19 protein-coding genes and 1 pseudogene are annotated in these 21,697 nt (G+C 74.5%); 10 read left to right on the forward strand and 10 right to left on the reverse strand.

Annotated features, from left to right (window positions below; all coding sequences use genetic code 11):
• Positions 1-126: 126 nt before the first annotated feature.
• Complete coding sequence (locus tag ABT263_RS11720) at positions 127-1,302, forward strand: macrolide family glycosyltransferase (RefSeq protein WP_352290186.1); 1,176 nt, start codon at positions 127-129, stop codon at positions 1,300-1,302.
• Between the two features lie 56 nt (positions 1,303-1,358).
• On the opposite strand, the gene ABT263_RS11725 is transcribed toward ABT263_RS11720, so the two are convergent.
• Entirely contained in the window at positions 1,359-2,090 is a 732-nt protein-coding gene (locus ABT263_RS11725; RefSeq protein WP_329491570.1) for a hypothetical protein, read from the reverse strand.
• Positions 2,091-2,106: 16 nt separating this feature from the next.
• Positions 2,107-4,257 (reverse strand): bifunctional lysylphosphatidylglycerol flippase/synthetase MprF, encoded by a 2,151-nt coding sequence (locus tag ABT263_RS11730; RefSeq protein WP_352290188.1) that lies wholly within the window; start codon positions 4,255-4,257, stop codon positions 2,107-2,109.
• 251 nt (positions 4,258-4,508) lie between these two features.
• Between ABT263_RS11730 and ABT263_RS11735 the strand changes: the two genes are divergently transcribed.
• On the forward strand, positions 4,509-5,330 hold the full coding sequence (locus tag ABT263_RS11735; protein WP_352290190.1) for a class I SAM-dependent methyltransferase: 822 nt from the start codon (positions 4,509-4,511) through the stop codon (positions 5,328-5,330).
• Between the two features lie 24 nt (positions 5,331-5,354).
• Here ABT263_RS11735 and ABT263_RS11740 read toward each other — a convergent pair whose 3' ends face one another.
• Complete coding sequence (locus ABT263_RS11740; protein WP_352290192.1) at positions 5,355-6,170, reverse strand: maleylpyruvate isomerase family mycothiol-dependent enzyme; 816 nt, start codon at positions 6,168-6,170, stop codon at positions 5,355-5,357.
• 636 nt (positions 6,171-6,806) lie between these two features.
• Between ABT263_RS11740 and ABT263_RS11745 the strand changes: the two genes are divergently transcribed.
• A complete protein-coding gene (locus ABT263_RS11745) occupies positions 6,807-8,183 on the forward strand; it encodes an MFS transporter (RefSeq protein ID WP_352290194.1) in 1,377 nt (458 codons plus the stop codon).
• 62 nt (positions 8,184-8,245) lie between these two features.
• Here ABT263_RS11745 and ABT263_RS11750 read toward each other — a convergent pair whose 3' ends face one another.
• A complete protein-coding gene (locus tag ABT263_RS11750) occupies positions 8,246-9,190 on the reverse strand; it encodes an MBL fold metallo-hydrolase (RefSeq protein ID WP_352290196.1) in 945 nt (314 codons plus the stop codon).
• 143 nt (positions 9,191-9,333) lie between these two features.
• Positions 9,334-10,812, reverse strand: a complete 1,479-nt coding sequence (locus tag ABT263_RS11755) for an FAD-dependent monooxygenase (protein ID WP_352290198.1) — start codon at positions 10,810-10,812, stop codon at positions 9,334-9,336.
• Between the two features lie 102 nt (positions 10,813-10,914).
• On the opposite strand from ABT263_RS11755, the gene ABT263_RS11760 reads away from it, so the two are divergent.
• On the forward strand, positions 10,915-11,544 hold the full coding sequence (locus ABT263_RS11760; RefSeq protein ID WP_352290199.1) for a TetR family transcriptional regulator: 630 nt from the start codon (positions 10,915-10,917) through the stop codon (positions 11,542-11,544).
• A 178-nt stretch (positions 11,545-11,722) separates the two neighbouring features.
• On the opposite strand, the gene ABT263_RS11765 is transcribed toward ABT263_RS11760, so the two are convergent.
• Both ABT263_RS11765 and ABT263_RS11770 read right to left on the reverse strand, forming a co-directional pair.
• Positions 11,723-12,166, reverse strand: a complete 444-nt coding sequence (locus ABT263_RS11765; RefSeq protein WP_329491578.1) for an SRPBCC family protein — start codon at positions 12,164-12,166, stop codon at positions 11,723-11,725.
• A gap of 363 nt (positions 12,167-12,529) precedes the next feature.
• A complete protein-coding gene (locus tag ABT263_RS11770; RefSeq protein ID WP_352290201.1) occupies positions 12,530-13,339 on the reverse strand; it encodes an alpha/beta fold hydrolase in 810 nt (269 codons plus the stop codon).
• A 404-nt stretch (positions 13,340-13,743) separates the two neighbouring features.
• Between ABT263_RS11770 and ABT263_RS11775 the strand changes: the two genes are divergently transcribed.
• Positions 13,744-14,811, forward strand: coding sequence for a serine protein kinase RIO (locus tag ABT263_RS11775; protein WP_352290203.1), 1,068 nt, complete (start codon positions 13,744-13,746; stop codon positions 14,809-14,811).
• 252 nt (positions 14,812-15,063) lie between these two features.
• Positions 15,064-15,900 carry an NPP1 family protein gene (locus tag ABT263_RS11780; RefSeq protein ID WP_352290205.1) on the forward strand — a complete coding sequence of 279 codons (837 nt, stop codon included), beginning with the start codon at positions 15,064-15,066 and terminating at the stop codon, positions 15,898-15,900.
• A gap of 44 nt (positions 15,901-15,944) precedes the next feature.
• Here the strand turns inward: ABT263_RS11780 and ABT263_RS11785 are convergent.
• Positions 15,945-16,613, reverse strand: a pseudogene (locus ABT263_RS11785) (LLM class flavin-dependent oxidoreductase); the annotation flags it as partial.
• 128 nt (positions 16,614-16,741) lie between these two features.
• On the opposite strand from ABT263_RS11785, the gene ABT263_RS11790 reads away from it, so the two are divergent.
• Genes ABT263_RS11790 through ABT263_RS11800 form a run of 3 tightly spaced genes read left to right on the forward strand, consistent with a single transcriptional unit; the run spans position 16,742 to position 18,934 of the window.
• A complete protein-coding gene (locus ABT263_RS11790; RefSeq protein WP_352290207.1) occupies positions 16,742-16,951 on the forward strand; it encodes a hypothetical protein in 210 nt (69 codons plus the stop codon).
• Entirely contained in the window at positions 16,938-18,347 is a 1,410-nt protein-coding gene (locus ABT263_RS11795) for an amidase (RefSeq protein ID WP_352290208.1), read from the forward strand. Before ABT263_RS11790 ends, ABT263_RS11795 begins: the two co-directional genes overlap by 14 nt.
• A gap of 29 nt (positions 18,348-18,376) precedes the next feature.
• Entirely contained in the window at positions 18,377-18,934 is a 558-nt protein-coding gene (locus ABT263_RS11800; RefSeq protein ID WP_352290210.1) for a TetR/AcrR family transcriptional regulator, read from the forward strand.
• Between the two features lie 57 nt (positions 18,935-18,991).
• Here ABT263_RS11800 and ABT263_RS11805 read toward each other — a convergent pair whose 3' ends face one another.
• Positions 18,992-19,873, reverse strand: a complete 882-nt coding sequence (locus tag ABT263_RS11805) for an NAD(P)H-binding protein (protein ID WP_352290212.1) — start codon at positions 19,871-19,873, stop codon at positions 18,992-18,994.
• 335 nt (positions 19,874-20,208) lie between these two features.
• Positions 20,209-20,631: a carboxymuconolactone decarboxylase family protein gene (locus ABT263_RS11810; protein ID WP_329491587.1), complete on the reverse strand. Its 423-nt coding sequence runs from the start codon at positions 20,629-20,631 to the stop codon at positions 20,209-20,211.
• Positions 20,632-20,808: 177 nt separating this feature from the next.
• On the opposite strand from ABT263_RS11810, the gene ABT263_RS11815 reads away from it, so the two are divergent.
• Positions 20,809-21,690 carry a metalloregulator ArsR/SmtB family transcription factor gene (locus tag ABT263_RS11815; RefSeq protein WP_352290214.1) on the forward strand — a complete coding sequence of 294 codons (882 nt, stop codon included), beginning with the start codon at positions 20,809-20,811 and terminating at the stop codon, positions 21,688-21,690.
• Positions 21,691-21,697 lie beyond the last annotated feature (7 nt).

Below are 21,697 nucleotides of genomic sequence, written 5' to 3' on the forward strand. Positions count from 1 at the left end.
CGGGGCAGACCCCCGTCCCGTCTCGCAGACCCGAGTGACGCTCCGCCGGCGGGCTCTCCCGCGCCGGGCCGGGCGCACGGGTCTGCCGTGTCCTCCCCGCCGCAGACCTGAAACGAGTGATCGCCCATGTCCCGTCGCCGTGCCCACATCGCGATGGTCGGAGTCCCCGCCGTCAGCCACGTCCTGCCCAGCCTTGAGGTCATCCGCGAACTCGTGGCCCGCGGCCACCGGGTGACCTACGCCAACGACCCGGCGGCCGCCGCGCTGATCGAGGCCACCGGCGCCGAACTGGTCCCCTGCGCCTCCGTGCTGCCGGTCGGTGACCAGAGCTGGCCCGACGACCCGATCGCCGGGATGGACCTCTTCCTCGACAACGCCGTCCAGGCCCTCCCGCAGCTGCGCACCGCCTATGACGACGACCCGGCGGACCTCTACCTGTACGACATCGGCGGCTACGCGGCGCGTGCCCTCGCCGAGTCCCAGGGCCGCCCCGTCGTGCAGCTGTCCCCGACCTTCGTGGCCTGGCAGGGCTACCACCAGGAGGAGGCGGTCGAGCTGCGGGAGCTGCCGGGGGCCGCCGCCCACCGGGCGAGGTTCGCCCGCTGGCTGGCCGAGAGCGGCGCCACCACCACCGACGTGGACGCCTTCGCCGGTCTCCCCGTCCGGGTCCTGGCCCTGATCACGCGGGCGATGCAGCCGAACGCCGACCGGGTCGACGCGGACGCGGTGACCTTCGTCGGCCCCTGCTACGACCTGAGCGCGGACGCGGACGCCTGGACCCGCCCCGCCGGTGCCGAGAAGGTCCTGCTGATCTCGCTGGGTTCGGCGTTCACCCGGCGGCCGGAGTTCTACCGGCAGTGCCTGGCGGCCTTCGGCGACCTGCCGGGCTGGCACGTCGTCCTGCAGATCGGGAAGTACACCGACCCGCGGGACCTCGGCACCGTCCCGTCCAACGTCGAGGTGCACCCCTGGGTCCCCCAGCGGGCGATCCTGGCGCAGGCGGACGCCTTCGTCACCCATGCCGGGATGGGCGGCTGCGGCGAGGGGCTGCTGGCCGGGGTGCCGATGATCGCCGTCCCGCAGGCCGTCGACCAGTTCATGAACGCGGACCGTCTGGTGGAGCTGGGGGTGGGCCGCCGGATCGACACCGAGGACGCCACGGCGCAGACCCTGCGGACGGCGCTGGCCGAGCTCGTCGGCGACCCGGAGGTGGCCCGCCGCTCCGCGCGGCTGCGGGCCGGCGCCCGGGCCGAGGGCGGCACCCGGCACGCCGCCGACCTCATCGAGCGCATGCTGGACTGATCGCCGGGGCGACCCGGCCGGGCGGTGGGCCCGACCCGGCCGGGAGCCGCGCGGGATCAGCGGTGCGGTGTGCCGCCGACGAAGTCCTTCAGGGCGTCGAGGCGGGTCCGGCGGTCGGGCGGGTAGCGCCGCAGCGCGCGCTCGGCCTTGCGCGAGCCGGGGCGGTAGCGCCAACGGGCCCAGGGGGAGGTCGGCTTGGCCAGCCGCAGGATGCCGACCAGCCCGACCACCAGGGGCACCAGCAGGCCGATCACCCCGAGCGCCGTCTTGCCCTTGAGGATCGTGCCGACGCACAGCGCCAGGTTGACGAGCATCAGCGCGGCGAAGACCAGGTGGTTGGCCGTGCCCTGACCCACATCGGAGAACGGGTTGAACCCGGCGACCAGCAGCAGGCCGACCGCCACCGCGAGGAACGCCGCGTCGACCGACTTGCGGCCCTCCTTCGCCCAGTAGACGTCCTCCAGGTGCAGCCAGAGCGCGAACTCGTCCACGGCCAGGGCGGCGCCGGCGCCGAACAGCACGGCCAGGACCTGCGCCCCGGGACTGTCCGGCCGGTAGGAGAACTCGATGGCGCCCGCCACCAGCATCGCGAGGATGCCGTACACCTGGTGGTGCACGTGGGTGCCGCCGACCGCGACGTCGCGGAACGGTCCGCGGCCAGCCCTGATCAGCCGGGTGACCACCCTGGTCCCGGCGAAGGTCAGCACGAACGCGCCGAGCATCCAGAGCCCGACGCCGTGGTTGGGGACGGTGATGACCACCTCGACCTGGACCGATGCGCTCCGCACGGCGGTTCCGTTCCCGTCAGCCGTGGTGCGCGGGGACCTTGAGCAGGTCGCGCATCGTGGCGGAGGGCAGGTAGCAGCGCAGCAGGGCCAGCCCGATCCGGGGCAGGTCGGCCTCGTCGCGGTAGAGCAGGAACATCGGCTCGTAGCGGGGCTGGAACTTCGCCTTGAAGGAGTGCAGCGAGCGGAAGCCGTAGTACGGCTCCATGGCCGCGCCCAACTGGTCGAGGATCCGGTCCAGCACGGTCGGTGCGTGGGCGGGGCCGGTGCGTGCCAGCGGCGCGCCGGAGAGCGAGAGGTAGTGCGCGCCGTCGTCGCGCAGGGCGAGGCAGCTGGAGGCGATCATGAACTCGACGACCGGCCGGAAGCCCTCGCGGCGGCGGCGCATCATGTCCAGGGTCCAGCCCTGCGGCACCCCGTCCGGGCCGTACACCGGCATCCACGAGGTCACCCCGTGGAGGTGGTCGTCGCCCTCCAGCGCCAGGCCGACCCGCATCCGCGGATCCATCGCCTCCTCCACGCCGCCGAGCGTGAAGCCCATCTCCGGCAGCCCCATGTCACCGACCCACTCCTCGGAGATGCCGCGGACCTGGGCCAGCACCGGTCGCGGCTGTTCGGCGAGGGCGCCGAGCCGGTACTCGACGCCGTCCTTCCTGGCGCGGTTCAGGGCGGTGCGCACGTCCTGCCAGGCCTTGCCGCGGAACTCCAGGTCCGGCAGGTCGATCACGGTGTCCTCGGCGACCTGGACGGACCGCCAGCCCAGCGCGTCGGTGGTCCCGGCGGCCCGGGCGGTGGCGGAGAACAGGCACGGGACCAGCCCCGCGCGGTCGCACATCTCGGCGAAGCGGGTGATCGTCCGGCCCCGGTCGTCCGGTGCTCCCACCGGATCGCCCAGCGCGACCGCGACGCCGGCGTGGGCCCGGTAGGCGATGTAGCTCCCGTCGTCGCCCTCGGGGAAGAAGTAGGAGTTGTCCGGCCAGGTGGTCATCCAGGAGAGGTTCGCCCCGCCGCGGTGGACCAGCAGGTCCGCGGCCCGGGTGCGCGGGTCCCCGTCGGACGCCGGCGCGGCTGCGGGCGCCGGCTCGGCACCGGGCACCCGGGCCCGGCCGCGCGGCCGCCTGGCCCGGAACGCCTCCCGGCCGGCGATCAGCACCACCAGCTCGGCCGTCCACACCACCGAGGTGGGGACGAACACCGCCGCGCCGGTGACCGTGACCTGCTCGTCGAGCGCCTTGCCGATCACGTAGGCGACCGCCACGAACAGGCCCAGCAGCGCGTTCAGCGCGCAGAGCAGCACCGTCCAGCACCAGGCGGTGCGGCGCCCCCGGCGCAGCCCGTTGACCAGCAGGGCGATCAGCGCCACCGAGAGCAGCACCTGCCAGCCCGGTCCGCCCAGCCCCCTGGTCTCCCCGACCGGACCGCTGCCCGGTACCAGCCAGACGACCAGCAGGATCGCCGCGATCAGGACCAGGCCCGCCACCGCGAGCAGCCGCCACTCCCGGCGGCTGAGCCGGCCGGAGGTCCGGGCCGCACCCGGGACCCGCAGCCAGTGGGTGGCCACGAGGCCGCCGGTGACCGCCAGCGCGTGCTCCAGGTCGTCGAGCCCTCCGACGTACAGCAGCGAGACGCCGGCGTAGGCGGCCAGGGCCAGCCGCAGCCGCTGCCGCCACGGCGAGGCGAGGGCCGCCGAGGCCACCGCGCCCGCGCAGAGCGCGCCCGCCGAGACGCCGACGTCGACGGTGCCGGCCAGGTCCTTCGCCCAGGTCCACGCGGTGTGCCGGAGGGCGAACAGCAGCAGGGCGGCCAGCAGGACGGCGCCGAGCTGGCCGGCCACCGTCACCGCGGCGGTCCAGCGCGTGCCGAGCCTCGCCTCGGCGAGGCCGCAGAGCAGCACGACGGCGACGAGCACCGGGAGGTAGTCGATCGGTGTCGAGCAGAACAGCGGACCGGTGGCCAGGGTCCACCAGCGGCCCTTCTCGAACGAGGGCAGGCCGTACGCGACGGTCGGGTACCACGACCGGTCGGACGTCGCGTCCCACAGGCCGCCCACGGCCAGCCCGACCACCAGGACCACCACGGCGGTGGCGACGGTGAAGGGGAAGCGCCGCAGCGCGGCGGTGACCGCGGGCAGGACGTCACGCCGCCACCGCGGCTCTGATTCTCCCGGCACCTCGCACCTCCGCACGGTGTGGCCGACACCCCCGCCTCGGGCCCGGAGCCTCCTTGCTCAGCGTAGCCGGATTCGGCGGACGGGGCCGGGCGGGGAGACCGGGCCGGGGCGGGCCCGTCCCGGGCGACGGGACGGCCGCCCTTCGCTAGGCTCGGCGGTATCCGCGGCCCCGGTCACGGCCGGTGGGCCGGCGGTGTGCCGGGGCGCCCCCGGCGCCACGACGGCATGACGGCATGACGGGAGGACACCGGATGTCCACCGACCCGGTCGCGCCGGGCCCGGCCGGAGCCGACGGCGGGTACGGCGAATCCCTCTTCGAGCCCTGGCAGCCCGGCGAGGGCGAACGCATCGATCTCGGCTCCCTCGCCTACGACCACGTCACCCGCGCCCGGCTGCGCGCCCTCGGGGTCGGCGCGGGAGTGCGCTGCTGCGAGGTGGGAGCCGGTACCGGCACGATCGCGCGCTGGCTGGCGACGGCGGGCGGGGCCGGCGAGGTCCTCGCCGTCGACCGGGACACCCGCTTCGTCGAACCGTTCGCGGGCGGGGCGCTGCGGACGCTCACGGCGGACGTCTCCTCGCCCGACTTCGACCCCGGCGGCCGGTTCGACCTGGTGCACGCGCGCTTCGTGCTGATGCACCTGCCGGAACGGCACCGCGTCCTGGCCCGCCTGCGGGACCTCCTCGTCCCGGGCGGGTACCTCGTCCTCGGGGACCCGGTCGACCTCACCACGGCCGCGCCGCCGGACACCCCGTACCGGCTCGCGATGCGGGCGATGTGGCGGGCGCTGCGGACGTCCATCGGCACGGACATCAGCTGGACCCCCGACTGTCCGCGGCTGCTGCGCGACCTCGGACTGTCCGAGGTCGGCGCGGAGGTGTTCGTGCCCGCCCTGGTCGCGGACGCCCCGATCACCGCGTTCTGGCTGGACACCTGGGACCGCACCCGCGAGGCCATGCTCGCCACCGGCCTCGTCGACGCCCGGCTCCTCGACGAGGCGCGGGAGGCCCTCGCCACGGGCACCGTCGCGGACCTCTCGCCCGGCCTGGTCACCAGCTGGGGGCGGCTGCCCTGAGCGGCGTACGCCCCGAGGCGGCGCTCAGGGGGCGGTGAACAGCAGCGGGAACCCGAGGGCGAGCCACGGCCTGCGCCCCCAGGCGAGGACCTTGCCCCGGGCCAGCACCGCGTACGGGCCGCACCGGCCGAGGGCGAGCAGCAGGAAGGCCACCGGCTCGGTGAGGATCGTGCAGTCCGGTCGGCGGGCCGGGCCGGCGGAGACCTCGGCCACGCCGTCGCGGAAGGTCACCGTGAAGCGGGCGCCGCCGCGCACCCGCAGGTCGTAGCAGGCGGTGTGACCGGCGGCGGAGCGGCCGTCGACCACCCGCGGCATGGCGGCCATCAGGAACGGCACGGTCAGCGCCACCCGGTGACGGTCCACCATGTGCGGCCGCCGCAGCGCGACGGCCAGGTCGTACCCGTGGCCGAGCATATGGGTGATCAGGTACGAGGCCAGCGTGGCCAGGTCCATCGGTCCGAGCGGGGTCAGCACCTCGGTCGACGCGGGCCGGTCGGCACAGGCCTCGGTGAAGGCGCGGGCGTGCCGGACGATCTGCTCGGCGAGGACGACCGCGTCCCGTTCGGGGAACGCGGCCAGGGACGCCGCGTTGGCGGCGGCCAGGCCGGCCGGTGTGCCGTCGCCGTAGGTCCGCCGCTCACCGGCGGCCAGTTCGGCCATCAGTCCGTTGGCCAGGGCGAGATGGGCCGCCGCCTCGCCCACGGTCCACAGCGCGCCCGGGATCGGCCGGCCGGTGTCGGGGCGGTCGCGGAGCAGCGCCGCGATGTCCTCGGCCACGCCGAGGACGGCGTCGAGGAGGGCGGGCTGCACGGAGCCCCGGGGGGCCGGCGTAGGGGTCATGGAGCTGAAGCGTGGACCAGGTGCGCCCGGGTGTCCAGGGGTTCGGCAGCGGAGATTACCGGTGGGTAGGTCCGCCCGGTCGCCGCCGGACCCGCCGGGCGGCCGTCCCGGCAGGGGCGACGGCCGGGTCCCTCGTCGGACTGTCCGTCAGAGCGGCCGCCTCGATGGCGGGTCGCGGCTCGCCCGAGGTCCGGTCGTCACCATCGGCCGCCCGCTACCGGCGGGTTGGGTGTCCGGCGCGGGGCGGCGGGGCCGGACCAGCTGTCCGGGAGCCCCGTTGACGATCCGTGGCAGCTGCCCGCGCCATCACATATCAGGCAATTCAGACATTTACTGTTTTCGGGTGAGAAGTGTCACCCGGTCCGCCCGGCCGGAGCGCGCGGAGCGGTGCTTCCCGGGCCTGGCAGGCCGAAGCCCCCGCCGCACGGGTCCCAGGGCCCGTCCGGTTCGGGACCAAGGGCCCGGAACCGGCGGACCTTCGTCCCCGTCGGGACCGCTTCGGAGCGGGCAACCGTGGACGGTCGCCCGGTGGGTCCGGGTGACGGGGTCGTCCGACCGGGCGGCCCCGACTTCTGCCGTCTACCAGGCGCACGGAGTGCGGGAGCACCGCCGTACGCCCCGGAGGACCCGAATTCCATGTCCCGAACCATCGACAACGCCCCGTATACCGCCTTCCACCGGAGACTGGCCCTGGCCTGTTCCGGTGGGCCCCTGCTGGACGGTTACATCCTGAGCATCGTCGGCGTGGCCCTGATCGGGATGCGTCCCGAGCTCGGCCTCTCCACCGCCGAGGTCAGCCTGATCGGCGCCGCCGCCCTGGTCGGCATGTTCGTCGGAGGCGCCCTGTTCGGCGTGCTGACCGACAAGATCGGCCGGGAGGTGATGTACACCGCCGACCTGCTGGTGATGGTCGTCTGCTCGGTGCTCTCCTTCTGGGTCGACCAGGTGTGGGCGATCGCCGTGCTGCGCTTCGTGCTTGGCCTGGCCGTGGCCGCTGACTACCCGATCGCGACCTCGCTGCTCGCCGAGTGGCTGCCGGCCCGCCACCGCGGGCGGCTGCTCGGCCAGCAGATCATCGCCTGGTACGCCGGTTCCGTCCTCGCCTACCTGACGGGCTACCTGTTCCTTCGGATCGGCGGGAACGGCAGCTGGCGCTGGATGCTGGCCAGCTCCGCGGTGCTCTGCGTGGTGTTCCTGGTGATCCGGCGCGGGTCGCCCGAGTCGCCGCGCTGGCTGGCCGCCAACGGGCGGGTCGGTGACGCGGTGCGCGTGGTCGAGAAGCACCTGGGCGTCCGGGTCGACGGACGGGAACTGATGCCCGACCCGGCCGAGGCGGGCCGTCCCAGCGGCCTGCGGCTGCTGATGACCGAGCCCTACCGGCGCCGCACGCTCTTCTGCGGGCTGTTCTTCCTCTGCCAGGTCGGCCCGCTCTTCGCGATGCTGACCTTCGGCCCGCAGATCCTGGCCTCCTTCGGCATGCCGGGCGGCACCGTGCTGGACACCCTCGGCACGGCCCTGGTGAGCCTGGTCTTCCTGCTGGGCTGCTTCCCGGCGCTCCGGCTGATCGACACCTGGGGCCGTCGTCCGGTGATCATCTGGTCGTTCGCCCTGATGATCGTGCCGCTCGCCCTGCTGGGTGTCTGGCCGGCCGCCCCGGCGGCCGTCGCCGTCATCGCGCTCTGTGCCTACGCGTTCCTGTGCGGCGGCCCGAACGTGCTCGACTGGACCTACCCGAACGAACTCTTCCCGACCGAGATCCGGGCGACGGCGGTCGGCGTCGCGACCTCGGTGAGCCGGATCGGCGCGGCCGTGGGCACGTACCTGCTGCCGCTGTCGCTCAGCGGCCTCGGGACCGGGCCGACCATGCTGATCGCGGCCGGCACCACGGCGGTCGGCCTGCTGGTGTGCGTGCTGTGGGCCGAGGAGACGCGCGGCACCGGCCTGGGGGCGGCCTCGGCCGCCGGCTCCGGGTCGGCCGCGCCGGCCCGGCCGACCCCTGAGCCGGTCGGCTGACAGCCGGGCGTCGTGGTCCTGCCGGAGTGGGACGTCGGCCCGTCCGACGTCCCACTCCGGCGTCAGCGCGCCGTACGGGGGGTGCCGGGGACGGACTCCAGCCGGTAGGCGTCGCCGTGGGCGACCACCCGGCCGGCGGTGGGCGGGGGGAAGTGGGTGCCGAGGAGCAGCGTGCCGGTGCCGGCGAGCGACTCCAGCAGGGACCGCCGGGTCGCCCGCGACCGGGCGGGGTCGATGTCGACACAGCTGCCGATGGCCGGGTGGGCGAACTGGACCGGGTGGTGGACGCAGTCCCCGGTGACGAGGGCCGCGCCGCCGTCGCCGGACAGCTCGACGGCCAGGTGGCCCGGGGTGTGGCCGGGTGTGGGGAGCAGCCGCAGGCCGGGGGCGACCTCGGCGCCGGCCGCCGGGACGTCGACCAGGTCGAGCAGCCCGGCCTCCGCCACCGGGTCCACCGAGTCGCGGAACATCCGGCGGCGCGGCTCGTCCATCTCCCGGCCGGCCCAGAACTCGCGCTCGGTGCGCGAGGTGAGGTAGCGGGCGCGGGGGAAGGTGGGGACCCACGCCCCGTTCCCGTCGGCGCGGGTGTTCCAGCCGACGTGGTCGGTGTGCAGGTGGGTGAGGATCACGAGGTCGACGTCGGCGGGCGGGTACCCGGCGGCGGTCAGCCGGTCGAGGTAGTCGGTGTCGAGGTCGTGCCAGGCCGGGTTGGCGCGGTCCTTGCCGTTGCCGATCCCGGTGTCCACCAGGACCTTCAGACCGCCGACGGTGAACGCGAAGGTGTGGCTGTCGATCAGCAGCCGGCCGGCCGGGTCGGCGAAGTCGGGGCGCAGCCAGTCCTGCCCGCGCACGACCTCGGGCGTGGCGTCCGGCAGGAGCCACTGCCCGGTGTCGGGCGGCAGGGTGATCTCGTCGATCCGGTGCACGGTGAGGTCGCCGACGGCCCAGGCCGGGATGGTGCCGATGGCGGGTGAAGCACCACGCGGGTCGTCGGACGTCGTGTGCATGGACCGGGGTTCCCTTCGTACGGGTGGCGTCGCCGCGGCGGCGGGAGCCGTTAAAGCTCCGCCTTTGCGTTAGTCGATCGTAGATCACGCCAGGTCACTAACGCAACGTCTTCGCGTTTAGGGGCGCGACGCCGGCCGGGTGGCTAGCGCAGGGCGGTCAGGTGGTCGAGCACCTCCTGGCGGGCCGTGGCCGGGGCGAGGAGGGCGAGGTGGTTGTCCGGTCGTACGAGGGCGAGGGTGTCGGTGGCGATCCCGTAGGTCCGGTGGGCGTCGTCGGACGGGTCGTCGAGCAGGACGGGCCGGACGTGGGCCGGGAGTCCGGCGAGTGCGGGGCGGGTGCCCGGGCCGAAGCCGAGCAGGGTGTAGTGGTCGCCGGCGAAGTGCTCGAAGAGTCGGGCCGGCCTGCCGTCGGGGCCGGTGAAGACGGCGTCCGGGGCCCGGTCGCCGGCCCGGAGCGGGCCGTCGGGACCGGGGGCCGCGAGCCGGCTCCATCGGTAGCCGAGCGAGAGGCCGGTGAGGTCGCCCACCCGGCCGGCCTCGACGCCCACGCCCGGAGTGCCGATGCCCGCCATGACGTTGGTCATGCCGGCCGTGGTGACGTCGAGCGTCCAGGCGGCGACCGGCCGGCGTTCCTCCTGGTAGGTGTCCAGCAGGGCCGGTGCGGCGAGGCCGCGCAGCACGTGCCCGAGCTTCCAGGCGAGGTTCCAGGCGTCCTGGATGCCGGTGTTCATGCCGAGCCCGCCGGCGGTGGGGTGGACGTGCGCGCAGTCGCCGGCCAGCAGGACCCGCCCCCTGCGGTACTCCTCGGCGATCCGGACGTTGACCCGCCAGGTGGAGAGCCAGGTGGCGTTGGTCAGCACGAGGTCCGTCCGACCGGTGTGCAGGGCGGCCAGCCGCCGGAAACTCTCCAGGGAGGGGGCGACCGCCCGGCCGTCGGCGTCCGTCTCCGGGCTCGCCTGGAGCTGCCAGCGGCGGGTGCCCTCGAAGGGGCAGAGCATGAACACGCCCTGCGGGCCGAACCACTGGTGCCAGGCGCCGCGGTCGAGGCCCTCGACCTCGACGTCGCCGCAGACCATGAGCGGCTCCGGGTCGCCCTCGCCGACGAACGGTATCCCCAGCAGCTTGCGCACGGTGGAGCGGCCGCCGTCGCAGGCGACCAGGTACTCGGCGGAGATCCGTCCGCCGTCCGCGAGGTGGACCTCCACGCCCTCGTCGTCCTGGGTGAAGTCCACGAGCTCGGTGGCGAGTTCGACCGTCACCCCGTACTCGGCCAGCTTCTCGCGCAGCAGTCGCTCGACCCGCGTCTGCGGCAGCCACAGGCTCGCCGGGTAGGGGGTGGCCGTGCTGCGGCGGGCGCCGGCGAACGGTTCGGTCTCGTTGACGAACTCGCCGCCGAAGTACTTGCGGAACGGGAGGTGCGTGCGGCCGGCGGCCGCCAGTCGCTCGCCGAGTCCCAGGTCGGCGAGGACCTCCAGGCTCCGCGGGTTGAGTGTCTTGCCTCGTGAGCCGGTGCGGAACGCGGCCGCCTTCTCGACGACCCGCACGGCGATCCCCTGCCGCGCCAGCCCGCAGGCCAGTGTCAGTCCGGTCGGTCCCGCCCCCACGATCACCACGGTTGTCATGGTGTGTCCGCCCTTCCGTCTCGTCGGTGATGCACACCAGCAAACTGCAACTCGGTAAGAAAAGCAACCGAGTAACAAATATTTCCCGGTTATGATCGAGTCATGAGCGAGTCGGACACGGGTCTGCGGACCCTCAAGAAGCAGCGCACCCGGCGGGCCATCGCGGAGGCGGCGATCGCCCTGTTCCTGGCCCGCGGGTTCGACCAGGTCTCGGTGGCCGAGATCGCCGCCGCCGCCGAGGTCTCCAAGCCCACCCTCTTCCGCTACTTCGGCAGCAAGGAGGAGCTGGTCCTGCACCGTTTCGCCGACCACCTCGGCGAGGCCGGGCGGGTGGTGCGCGCCCGCCCGGCCGGGACCACCCCGCTGGACGCGCTGGAGCGCCACCACCTGGAGCGGCTGGCCGCGCGCGACCCCAGCAGCGGGCTGACGGACAGCCCCGAGGTGCTGGCCTTCCTCCGGCTGGTCTACGAGACCCCCAGCCTCTCCGCCCACCTCTTCGACTACCTCGACGCCGACACCCGCGCGCTCGCCGAGGCGCTGGGCCCGGACGGGAACGTCACCGCCCGGCTGCTCGCGGCCCAGTACACGGCGGTGCGCCAGGTCCTCGCCCACGCCGCCTGGGCGAGGCTCGCCGAGGGGCAGGACGTCGGCGAGGTGGCCGTGCTGGCCGCCGCGGAAACGGCCGAGGCGTTCGCCCTGCTGCGCGAGGGCGCCGCCGCCCGCGGATTCTGAGCCCGGCGCGCCGGCGGCGGCCCCGACCGGGGCCGGTCGACCGCCCGGCTCGCGGCGGTGGCGAGGTCCGGGTCGTGCTCCTGGGCGTCGCGGTCGCTATCTCGCCCGCGCGCTGCTCACGGCCGCCGCGCAGGGTCGCCGGCCGGGCGTGGCCGGGGAATCCGGCCCCGCGTCGCGGTCAGGAGCCGGCGCTCCCGGGGGCGGCCCCGCGGTTCTCGACGAAGTGCTTGAAGCGCCGCAGGTCACCGCTGACCATCCGGTCGAGCACGCCCAGCTTGTCCGCGGCCTTCTCGGCGAATCCGGTGGGCTCGAAGTCCATGGTCATCCTGACCCGGGTGTGGGTCGCGTCGATCGGGTGCAGGGAGACCGTGCCGGTGTGCTTCACATTGCTGCTGCTGGTGCGCCAGGACACCCGTTCGTCGGGGACCCGTTCGACGATCTCGGTCTCGAACTCGCGGGACAGCCCGGCGATCCTGGTCTTCCAGTGGGCGTGCAGGTCGTCCAGCTGCCGGACCTCCTCCACCCCCTCCATGAACTCAGGGAAGCGTTCGAAGCTCGTCCACTGGTCGTAGACGACGCGGACCGGCACGTCCACGTCGATCGACTCCTCCACCTTGCTCATCGCCACACCCACCTCGACCTCGTCGGGCGGCCTGCCGGTGGACGGTCTCCCCGGGGCGGGTTCCCGCCGACAGCGCCACCACGAATGTCCGTCCTCCGGCGGTCGTCGGCAAGCCGCCCCGCCGGTCCGCCGCCCGTCGGTCGGACGCCCGGACCGTGCGCCGACCGGTGGCTCCCGGCGGCCGGGCGGAAGAGGCCCGCGGGCGTGGGGTTTGGCCCGGCGGATCGGGGTGAGACGAGGGCGCGGTGGGTGCGCCCGCCGCGCCCGGACGGTGGCCGTCCCCCCTCGCCTGCCGTCCGGGCCGGGCTGCCCCCGGCCGCGACCGGCGGGCCCGCGCGTCCCTGACGCCCGGCGGTGGCGGGCTCAGGAGGCGGGGCCGAGTACGGCGCCGGCGATCAGGCGGGCCACCGCGTCGGGCTGTTCGAGCAGCACCAGGTGCCCGCTGTCGGGGACCACTTCCAGGGTCACCGAGGGGCAGGCCGCCAGTGCGGCCCGTTCGGCGTCGGTGAGCCCCACCTCGTCCCGGTCGCCGCGGACCACCAGGGCCCGGGCGCCGGAGCGGCACAGCCGGGGGACCAGTTGGCCGTGCCGGTCCAGGTACGCGAAGTACTCGATCATGGCCCGGCGGCAGAACGACGCGGAGTTCTTGCCGAGGTCGGCGAGCAGGGCCTCCCGCCGCGACTCCGGAATGCTGTCGGCCAGCGCCTTCGGCGTCAGCCACAGCATCGCCGGCCAGGCCAGCGAGCCGAGCCCGGGGACCCGGCCGATCGCGGCGGCGATCGCCAGCGCTCTGGACTCGTCCGGTCGTGAGAACGTCGGGGAGAGCAGCACCACCGGCCCGGAGAAGTGCCCGCCGGCGACCATCTCCAGCGCGATGTTGGCGCCGATGCTGTGGCCGACCACGGTGGTGCAGCCGTGGTCGGCCGCGAAGGCACCGGTGATCGCCGCGTAGTTCTCCATCGACACGTCCGCGGGCGCGACCGTCCCGGCGTGGCCCGGGACGGTCGCCGCCACCAGCCGGACCGGCGCGCCGGCGAGCGGCGGGGCGGCCATCACGTCCTCGTAGAACGCCGCGCCGCACAGCCCGCCGGGCAGCAGCAGGACCCGGTGCGGGGCGTCGGCCGGACCCGACTCGCGGACGTCCCAGGCGCGGAACTGCGCGGTGCTGTCCATGATTTGACCTCCAGTCTCGTGCGACCTCCGGCATTGTTCCGCGCCGTCGGCCGCCGGTCGGCGACCTTGGGCCGTGCGCGGCATGTCGGCGGTCCGGTCCCGGTCCCGGTCCTCATCCCGGTGCCGCACCGCGCACCGAAAAGAATTCGGTTGCGCCGATCTTGGAAGTCGCTAAGCTTTCACCGTTCCCGCCGCGGTGTCGCCGTGGCGCCGCCGCGGTGCTCTCGTGCCGTGGCGCGAGGACCGACGTGGAGAAGCAGAGGAGGTGCGTACCAATGGTTGCCGCCGTGATGCGGCGCGCCCTCGTGTGCGCGCCAGACGCCTCTTCCTCTCGTCTTTCGCCCACCGGCTGACGACGCCTCACGACTGGCGCATCGGTGGGCCGTTCCTCAGGAGCCACCGCAGTGCGTGAGCGCTTTGCCGACAACGATTCCTTCTCCCGTATCCGCCCCAAGGGCGCACCGCGTCGCGGCCGCCGGTCCGAGCGGGACGGCGACTTCGAGCCCGAGGTGGCCTACCACTTCGAGGCCTTCGAGCCCGCGGGCCACCCGCACGACACCCACGGCCCGGACAGCGCCGACGACTTCGCCGACGCGTACGTCACCGACGACGACACCCCCGACGGCAGCTACGACGACGGCTACGACAACACCTACGACGACGGCTCGACGCCGGTCGCCGACGGTCCCGCCGAGGGCGATCGCTGGTCCACATGGGACCAGTCCACCCCCACCGAGAAGGGCCCCGCGCCGCGCCCTGGCTGGGTGGTGACCGAACTCGCGGCCGTGGACACCGAACTCGGGCTGGTCAAGACCGGCAAGGAGGCCGACGTCTTCCTCCTGGAGCGCGGCGTGCCCGGGACCGACCGGCGCACGCTGATGGCGGCCAAGCGCTACCGCGACGCCCAGCACCGGATGTTCCACCGCGACTCCGGCTACCTGGAGGGCCGCCAGCACAAGGAGTCCCGGATCGCCCGGGCCATGGCCAAGCGCACCGCGTTCGGCAAGGAGGCCATCGCCGGCCAGTGGGCCGCCGCCGAGTTCACGGCGCTGTGCCGGCTCTGGTCGGCCGGCGTGGCCGTCCCGTACCCCGTGCAGATCCTGGGCACGGAGATCCTGATGGAGTTCGTCGGCGACGCCGGCGGCACCGCCGCGCCCCGGCTCGCGCAGCTGCGCGCCGAGGAGGTGGACGTCGAGGACCTGTGGGAGCAGCTCGGCCGCAACCTGTCGCTGCTCGCCGTCGACGGCTACGCGCACGGCGACCTCTCGGCGTACAACATCCTGGTCCACGACGGGCGGTTGGTGATCATCGACGTGCCGCAGATCGTGGACGTCGTCGCCAATCCGCGCGGCCGTTCGTTCCTGGAGCGCGACGTGCGCAACGTCGGCGCCTGGTTCGTCTCGCGGGGCCTGCCGGAGCACCGGGTCGGCGAGCTCGTCGAGGCGCTGACCTTCGACGCGCGCCTGCGGTGAGCGGGCCCGCCCGCCCCTTCCCGAGGTGTCGGGCCGCGCGCCGGCACCCCGGGCGGGGGCCCTCCCGGCGTGAACCCGACTACGTCATGTGACCGAAGGTCAGGCCGCGCCCCCGCCCGCACGGGGGCGCCGGCTTCCGCATCCCGTCAGTCATTGGACGGATCCGCCCCGGGCGGATCACGGCCATGCTCGATGTGCGCCGCCCCTCAGCTGCCGGGCGGCCCCCATCAACTCCTGACGAAACAGGGATACATGAACAGTTCCTCGCTGACCGGCCCGGCCACCACGGCCCAGGGCTCCGCGACCGGGCGCGCGACCCGCACCCGGGGCCGGATCGGGACGGTCCTCGGCGCCGGTGTCCTCCTGCTCACCTTCTCCGGGCCGGCCGCCCAGGCCGACTCGCTGCCCAATCTGCCGCAGCGCGCCGGCGGCTACGAGGCTTCGTTCTCGCCCGCCTACGACTACGACGTGGACGGCTGCTACGCCGTGTCGGCCATCGGCCCCGACGGCACCCTCAACCCGGGTCTGAAGACCTCCGGCGCCATCAACGGCAACTGCCACGACCAGTCCGACCTGGACCGGTCCCAGACCTACGCCCGGTCCACGTGCAACAACGGCTGGTGCGCGATCGTGTACGCCAGCTACTTCGAGAAGGACCAGACGGTCAACGGCTCGGGCGGCCACCGCCACGACTGGGAGCACGTCATCTCCTGGGTCAAGCAGTCGTCCAACCAGGTCGAGTTCCTGACCGTGACCCAGCACGGCGGCCAGGCCACCTACCCGCGCTCGTCGGTGCGCTTCAGCGGCAGCCACCCCAAGGTCGTCTACCACAAGGACGGCCTGCCGGCGCTCACCCACCTGTTCCGGCTGGCCAACGGCAACGACGAGCCGCCGGAGAACCACTACCACAGCTGGCGCCAGCCGCCCATCGTCGACTGGAACGGCTGGCCGAGCACCTGGCTGCGCGACCGGCTCAACAACGCCGACTTCGGCTCGGCGACCATCAAGACCACCGACAAGGACGACCGCTTCCGCAACCTGCTCAACGCCTCCAAGCCCGGCGGCATCCCCTTCAACCCCTGGGCGTGACGCCACCGGGCCCGGGCACCGCCCGGTGCCCGGGCCCGGCCGCGTCAGCCCCCGCGCTTCCAGAGCCCCCGGTCGGCGAGGAGCGGCAGGACGTTCTCGCCGACCCAGTACGCCTCCTCCAGGTGCGGCGCCCCGGAGAGGACGAACTCGTCGACGCCCAGCCGGTGGTACTCCTCGATCCGGTCGGCCACCTCGTGATGGCCGCCGACCAGGGCGGTGCCCGCGCCGCCGCGCACCAGGCCGATCCCGGCCCACAGGTTGGGCGCGATCTCCAGCCGGTCGGTCGAGCCGCCGCGCAGCAGGCGCATCCGCCGCTGCCCCTCGGACTCGCTGCGGGCGAGCGCCTCCTGGGTGGCGGCGATGCGCGCCGGGTCCATCCCGGCGAGCAGGCGCCCGGCCTCCGCCCACGCCGCCTCCGGGGTGTCCCGGGTGATGACGTGGAGCCGGATGCCGAACCGCGGACTGCGGCCGTGCCCGGCGGCGAGCGCGCGGATGCGCCGGATCTTCCCGGCCACCATGGCGGGCGGCTCGCCCCAGGTGAGGTAGACGTCGGCGTGGCGGGCGGCGACCTCGGCGGCCTCGGGGGAGGAACCGCCGAAGTACACCTCGGGGACGGGCTCCGGCAGCCGGGTCAACCGGGCGCCCTCGACCCGGAGGTGGGCACCCCGGTGGTCGACCCGTTCACCGCGCCAGAGCCGGCCGGTGATGTCCAGGCTCCTTCGCCGTAAAAGCAATTGATTTGCTTTAGCTGATCGTAGAACCTACGTTCGGCTAAAGCAAACTGTTAGCTTTTGTGTCGGGAGTGCTTCGCGGCTCCCGTCCCGACGAGGAGAGGACACTTATGTCTGCCGCCGAACTGACGCCGCAGGAGGCGGCCCGCTGGGCCGCTCGGGCGGGCCTTCCGTTGCCCGACGACCGGCACGGACCGGTCGCGGCCGCCGCCGACCAGCTCCACGCCGTCGTCGCGGTCCTGCGGGAGCTGGACTTCGGGGACACCCCGCCCGCGATCGCCTACCGCGCGGGAACGGAGCTGTCCGATGCAGCCGTATGAGCTCACCGTCGCCGCCGCGGCCGACGAGATCCGGGCCCGGCGGCTGTCTCCCGTGGAGCTGGTCGGCTCGGTGCTCGACCGCATCGAACAGGTGGAACCGCAGCTCAACGCCTATGTCTCGGTCCTCGCGGAGCAGGCGCGCGGTGCGGCGCGCGAGGCCGAGCACGAAGCGGCGCACGGCCGCTTCCGGGGGGCGCTGCACGGCATCCCGATGGGCCTCAAGGACCTGATCGACGTCGCGGGCACCGCGACCACGGCCAGCTCCCGGGTTCGCGAGGGCCACCGCGCGCAGGCCGACAGCACGGTCGCCGCCCGGCTGACGGCGGCCGGCGCGATCCTCCTCGGCAAGACGCACACCCACGAGTTCGCCTACGGCCTGACCACCCCGCAGACCCGCAACGCCCGGGACCACGGCCGGGTCGCCGGCGGGTCCAGCGGCGGCTCCGCGGTCGCCGTCGCCTCGGGGGCGGCGGCCTTCGCGCTGGGCACCGACACCGGCGGCTCGATCCGGGTGCCGGCCGCGCTCAACGGGGTCGTCGGCCTCAAGCCGACCTACGGCCTCGTCCCCCGGCACGGCGTCACCTCGCTGTCCTGGTCGCTGGACCACGTCGGTCCGATCACCCGCACCGTCGAGGACGCGGCCGTCGTCCTGACGGCGCTGGCCGGTCACGACCCGCGCGACCCCGCCTCGCTGGCCGCCGCCGCCGTGGACCACCGGCCCGGCCCGGGCACCGACCTGACGGGGCTGCTGGTCGGCGTGCCGCGCGACTACTACTTCGACCACCTCGACCCGGAGGTCGAGACCGCCGTCCGGCGCGCCGTCGGGCACCTGGCGGACCTCGGCGCGGAGCTCGTCGACGTCGGGATCCCGATGGCCCGCTACATCCGGGCGACCCTCTGGGGGCTGGTGGCACCGGAGGCCAGCGCGTACCACGAGCGCACCCTGCGGACGGTGCCCGAGCTGTACCAGGCGGACGTCCGGATCCTCCTGGAGGCCGGCGAGCTGATGACCGCCGGGGACTACCTGCGGGCGCAGCGCTCCCGGACCCTGATGCGGGAGGAGTGGGCCCGCGTGCTGGCCGGGGTCGACGTGATCGCCGCCCCGACGGTCCCGACGACCGCGGTGCGGGCCGGCCAGACGACGTTGACCTGGTCGGACGGCACGTCCGAGGGCGTCGCCGACGCCCTGGTGCGCCTCAGTGCCCCCGCCAACATCACCGGGGTGCCGGCGCTGACCGTCCCGGTCGGCCACGACGCGGCGGGCCTGCCGATCGGGATGCAGCTGCTCGGCCGGCCCCTCGGGGAGCGCCTCCTCCTGCGGGTCGGCCACGCCTACGAGCAGTCACGGCCGGCCCCCGTGCCGGCGCCGGTCGGTACCGGGGTGGGCGCCCCCTAAACGCAAGGACTGTGCTTTAAGCTGATCCCATGAGTCGCAAGCAGATGGTGCGCCCCGGCGGTCGCAGCGCCCGGGTCCAGGCGTCGGTGCACACCGCTGTGCGTGAACTCCTCGCCGAGGTGGGCCGCGACGGGCTGACGGTTCCGCTGGTCGCCCAGCGGGCGGGCGTCACCCCGTCGACGGTCTACCGCCGTTGGGGCGATCTGCAGGAGCTGCTGTCGGACGTCGCGGTGGAGCGGCTGCGGCCCGACGCGGAGCCGGCGGACCACGGCGACCTGCGGTCCGACCTGACGGCCTGGGCCGAGCAGTTCCTCGACGAGATGGCGTCCCCGTCGGGGCGTGCCTACATCCGCGACGCCCTGCTCGGCGACCCGGACGGCAGCAACGCCGGCCAGTGCTCGGCCTACGCGGCCGAACAGGTCGACGTCGTGCTGGCCCGGGCGGGCGACCGCGGGGAGCCCGCCCCCGGGGTCGAGACGGTGATGGACCGCGTGGTGGCCCCGATGATGTACCGCATCCTCTTCCGCCCGGCCGGCCTCGACGCCGGGTACGCCCGCCGGCTCGTCGGGGAGCTCCTCGCCGGGTGACGCGCCGGCTCCGGAGCGGCCCGCCGTTCCTCCGCCCGCTCCCCGCGCGGGCCGCGCTCAGGAGCCGTCGGCGAGCCGGTGCCGGAGGTGGTCGTAGGCCCAGGCGGCGAGCGTGGTCGGCGTGGTGGTCCGGACGCTGCGGCGCTGTTCGGGCGTGAAGTTCGCACGGAGGCCGGTCGACATGCCGAGCACGGCCTCCACCAGCCCCTCGGTCATCCCGCTCCGCCGGAGCCCGGCGCGCATGGCGTCGTCGGTGATCCGCTCGACGCCGATCCGCCGGCCGGTCGCGGCGGTGAGGATTCCGGCCACCTGCCGCCAGGTCAGGTCCGCCGGTCCGTGCACCGCCCGCACGCACCGCCCGGACCAGGCGGGGGAGAGCAGCCGCGTCGCGGCCACCTCGGCGATGTCGCGCGGTGCCACCCAGGCCATGGGCTGATCGAGGGGGAGGACCACCTGGAGCGTGCCCGCCCGGAGGGTGTCGAGCTGGAGTTCGAGATTGGTGAAGAAGTAGCCGCACCTCAGATGGGTGACGTCGACCCCGAGGTCGTCCAGGGCGGTCTCGGTCCCCGCCAGGCCGTCGATCTCGCCGGCGCCGTGTCGCTTCTCGGCGCCGACACTGCTCTGGAAGACCACCCGGCCGATCCGGTTGCCGGTGACGGCACGGACCACGGCGGCGGTGGCGCGGGCGTAGTCGGCGAGCGGGTCCTCGCCGCCGGTGGTCGGGTCCACCCAGTACAGCGCGTCGACGCCCTCGGTGGCGGCCGCCACCGCCTCGGGGTCGAACTGGTCGACCCGCACGGCGTCCACCTCGCCCCTGACCTCGGGAGCCAGTCGGCCGGGTTCGCGCAGCAGGACGCGCGGCCGGACGCCGGCCCGGATCAGCGTGGCGACGACGTGGCGGCCGACGTTGCCGGTCGGGGTGGTGACGGCGATCTGCATGGGCTTCCTCTCGTCCGGGGGGCGTCCGGGGGCGGCTCGGCCGCGGGCCGCGCACCTGGGGCGGCCCGAAGCTCCCATCCTTCCTCCGGCGCGGCCGGGGACGCGTTCGACGGGCGCCGCGTGTCGCCGCCTTCCCGGAGACCCCGGCCGGCACCGGGGAGTCCGGGCACCGTCGGCGACCGTGCCACCCGCCCCGGACGAACGCACGGCCGGGTGCGGGTGGTGTTCCCGGCCCTCGCGCTCTGCTCATGGTGGCGCAGGCTGTCGGCGGTGCGGGCCCGGCGGGTCGGCGGCTCCCGCGCCGGGGCCGGTCCGCCGCCCGCCGCGGTCCGGCGTCAGTCGCCAGTGACCGGCAGGAGGCCGCGTTCGGCGAAGACCTTCTTGGCGACGAAGGTGGCGTTGAGGGCCCTGGGGAAGCCGCAGTAGCCGGCGGAGTGCAGCAGGGCCTCGACGATCTCCTCGGGGGTGAGGCCGACGTTGAGGGAGGCGTTGACGTGGACGTCGAGCTGGGACTCGCAGCCGCCGAGCGCGGTGAGCATCCCCAGGGTCACCAACTGCCGGTCGCGCGGCGCCAGCCCGGGGCGCCGGTAGATCTCGCCGAACCCCCAGGCCACGATCTGGTGGGCGAGTTCGGGGCTGATGTCGGCCAGCGCGTCGACCACCCGCCGGCCGGCCTCGCCGTCGATCCGGGTGAGCGTCTCCAGGCCGCGGTCGTAGCGGTCCTGGCGGGTCTCGGCGGCGTTCGGGGGGATGTCCATGGGGTCACACTCCGTTCCCGGCGGCGCCTCGGCGCCTGCCCGTGGTGTCCGGTCCTCGCCCGACCGTAGGACCTGGAGCGTGCCCGCTCCCGGCTCCGACATGCGGCCGGCCGTCGCGGGGGTGCGTCCGGAGATATTCCTTGACACGAATATTCTTTGTGACGAATACTTCTCCTCATGGACGCACTCCTCGCCGCACTGGCCGATCCGGCGCGCTGGCGCCTCGTGAGCCTGCTGGCCGAGCGGCCCCGCCCAGTCGGGGTGCTCGCCCGGCTCGCCGAGGCGCGCCAGCCGCAGACGACCAAGCACCTGCAAGCCCTTGAGCGTGCCGGTGTCGTCACCTCCGAGCGCATCGGCCAGCGGCGCGTCTACGCGCTCCGTTCCGCCCCCCTGCGGGAGCTGGCGGCCGAGCTCGCCCGGCTCGCCGACAGCGCGGAGCGGCCCGGCGGCCCGGGCGAGACCCACGAGCGCTACGGGCTCGGCGTCCACGCGGAGCGGCGCGCGGCGGGAGAGGCAGGGTGGGCCGACGGCCGCTCGTTCCGGTTCCACCGCGAGCTGCCGGGGCACCCGGACCTGGTCTGGCGCCACCTGGTCGAAGCCACCCTCCTCGCCCGCTGGTGGACGCCCGACGACCTCCGGGTCTCCGAGCTCGTCTTCGAGGCCCGGCCGGGCGGCCGGATCGTCCAGGAGTACCGCGACATCGAGGACACCGACGGCACCGACCCGGTCGCCGGCCGAGCGGAGGGAGTCGTCGAGGACGTCCGCCCGGGCGAGCGCCTCGCCTACCGGCTGTCCCCGCTGCTCCCCGGCGGCGGCACCGCCTTCACCGCCCACGTCGAGCTCGGCCTCCGGCCGACCGGCACGGGCCCGGGCACCGGTACGGGCACCGAGCTCGACGTCCACTGGCGGATCACCGACAGCACCGTCGACTCGGCGGACTTCGTCGCCGGGATCGAGACCGGCTTCGGCCAGAGCCTCGACAAGCTCGCGGCGGCCCTCACGGCCGCCGACGACGACCGGCGACGGCGACAGCCACCGACGACAGCCACTGACCACTGACCACAAC

The sequence above is a fragment of the Kitasatospora sp. NPDC001603 genome, from assembly GCF_040298365.1.
GTDB lineage: Bacteria > Actinomycetota > Actinomycetes > Streptomycetales > Streptomycetaceae > Kitasatospora.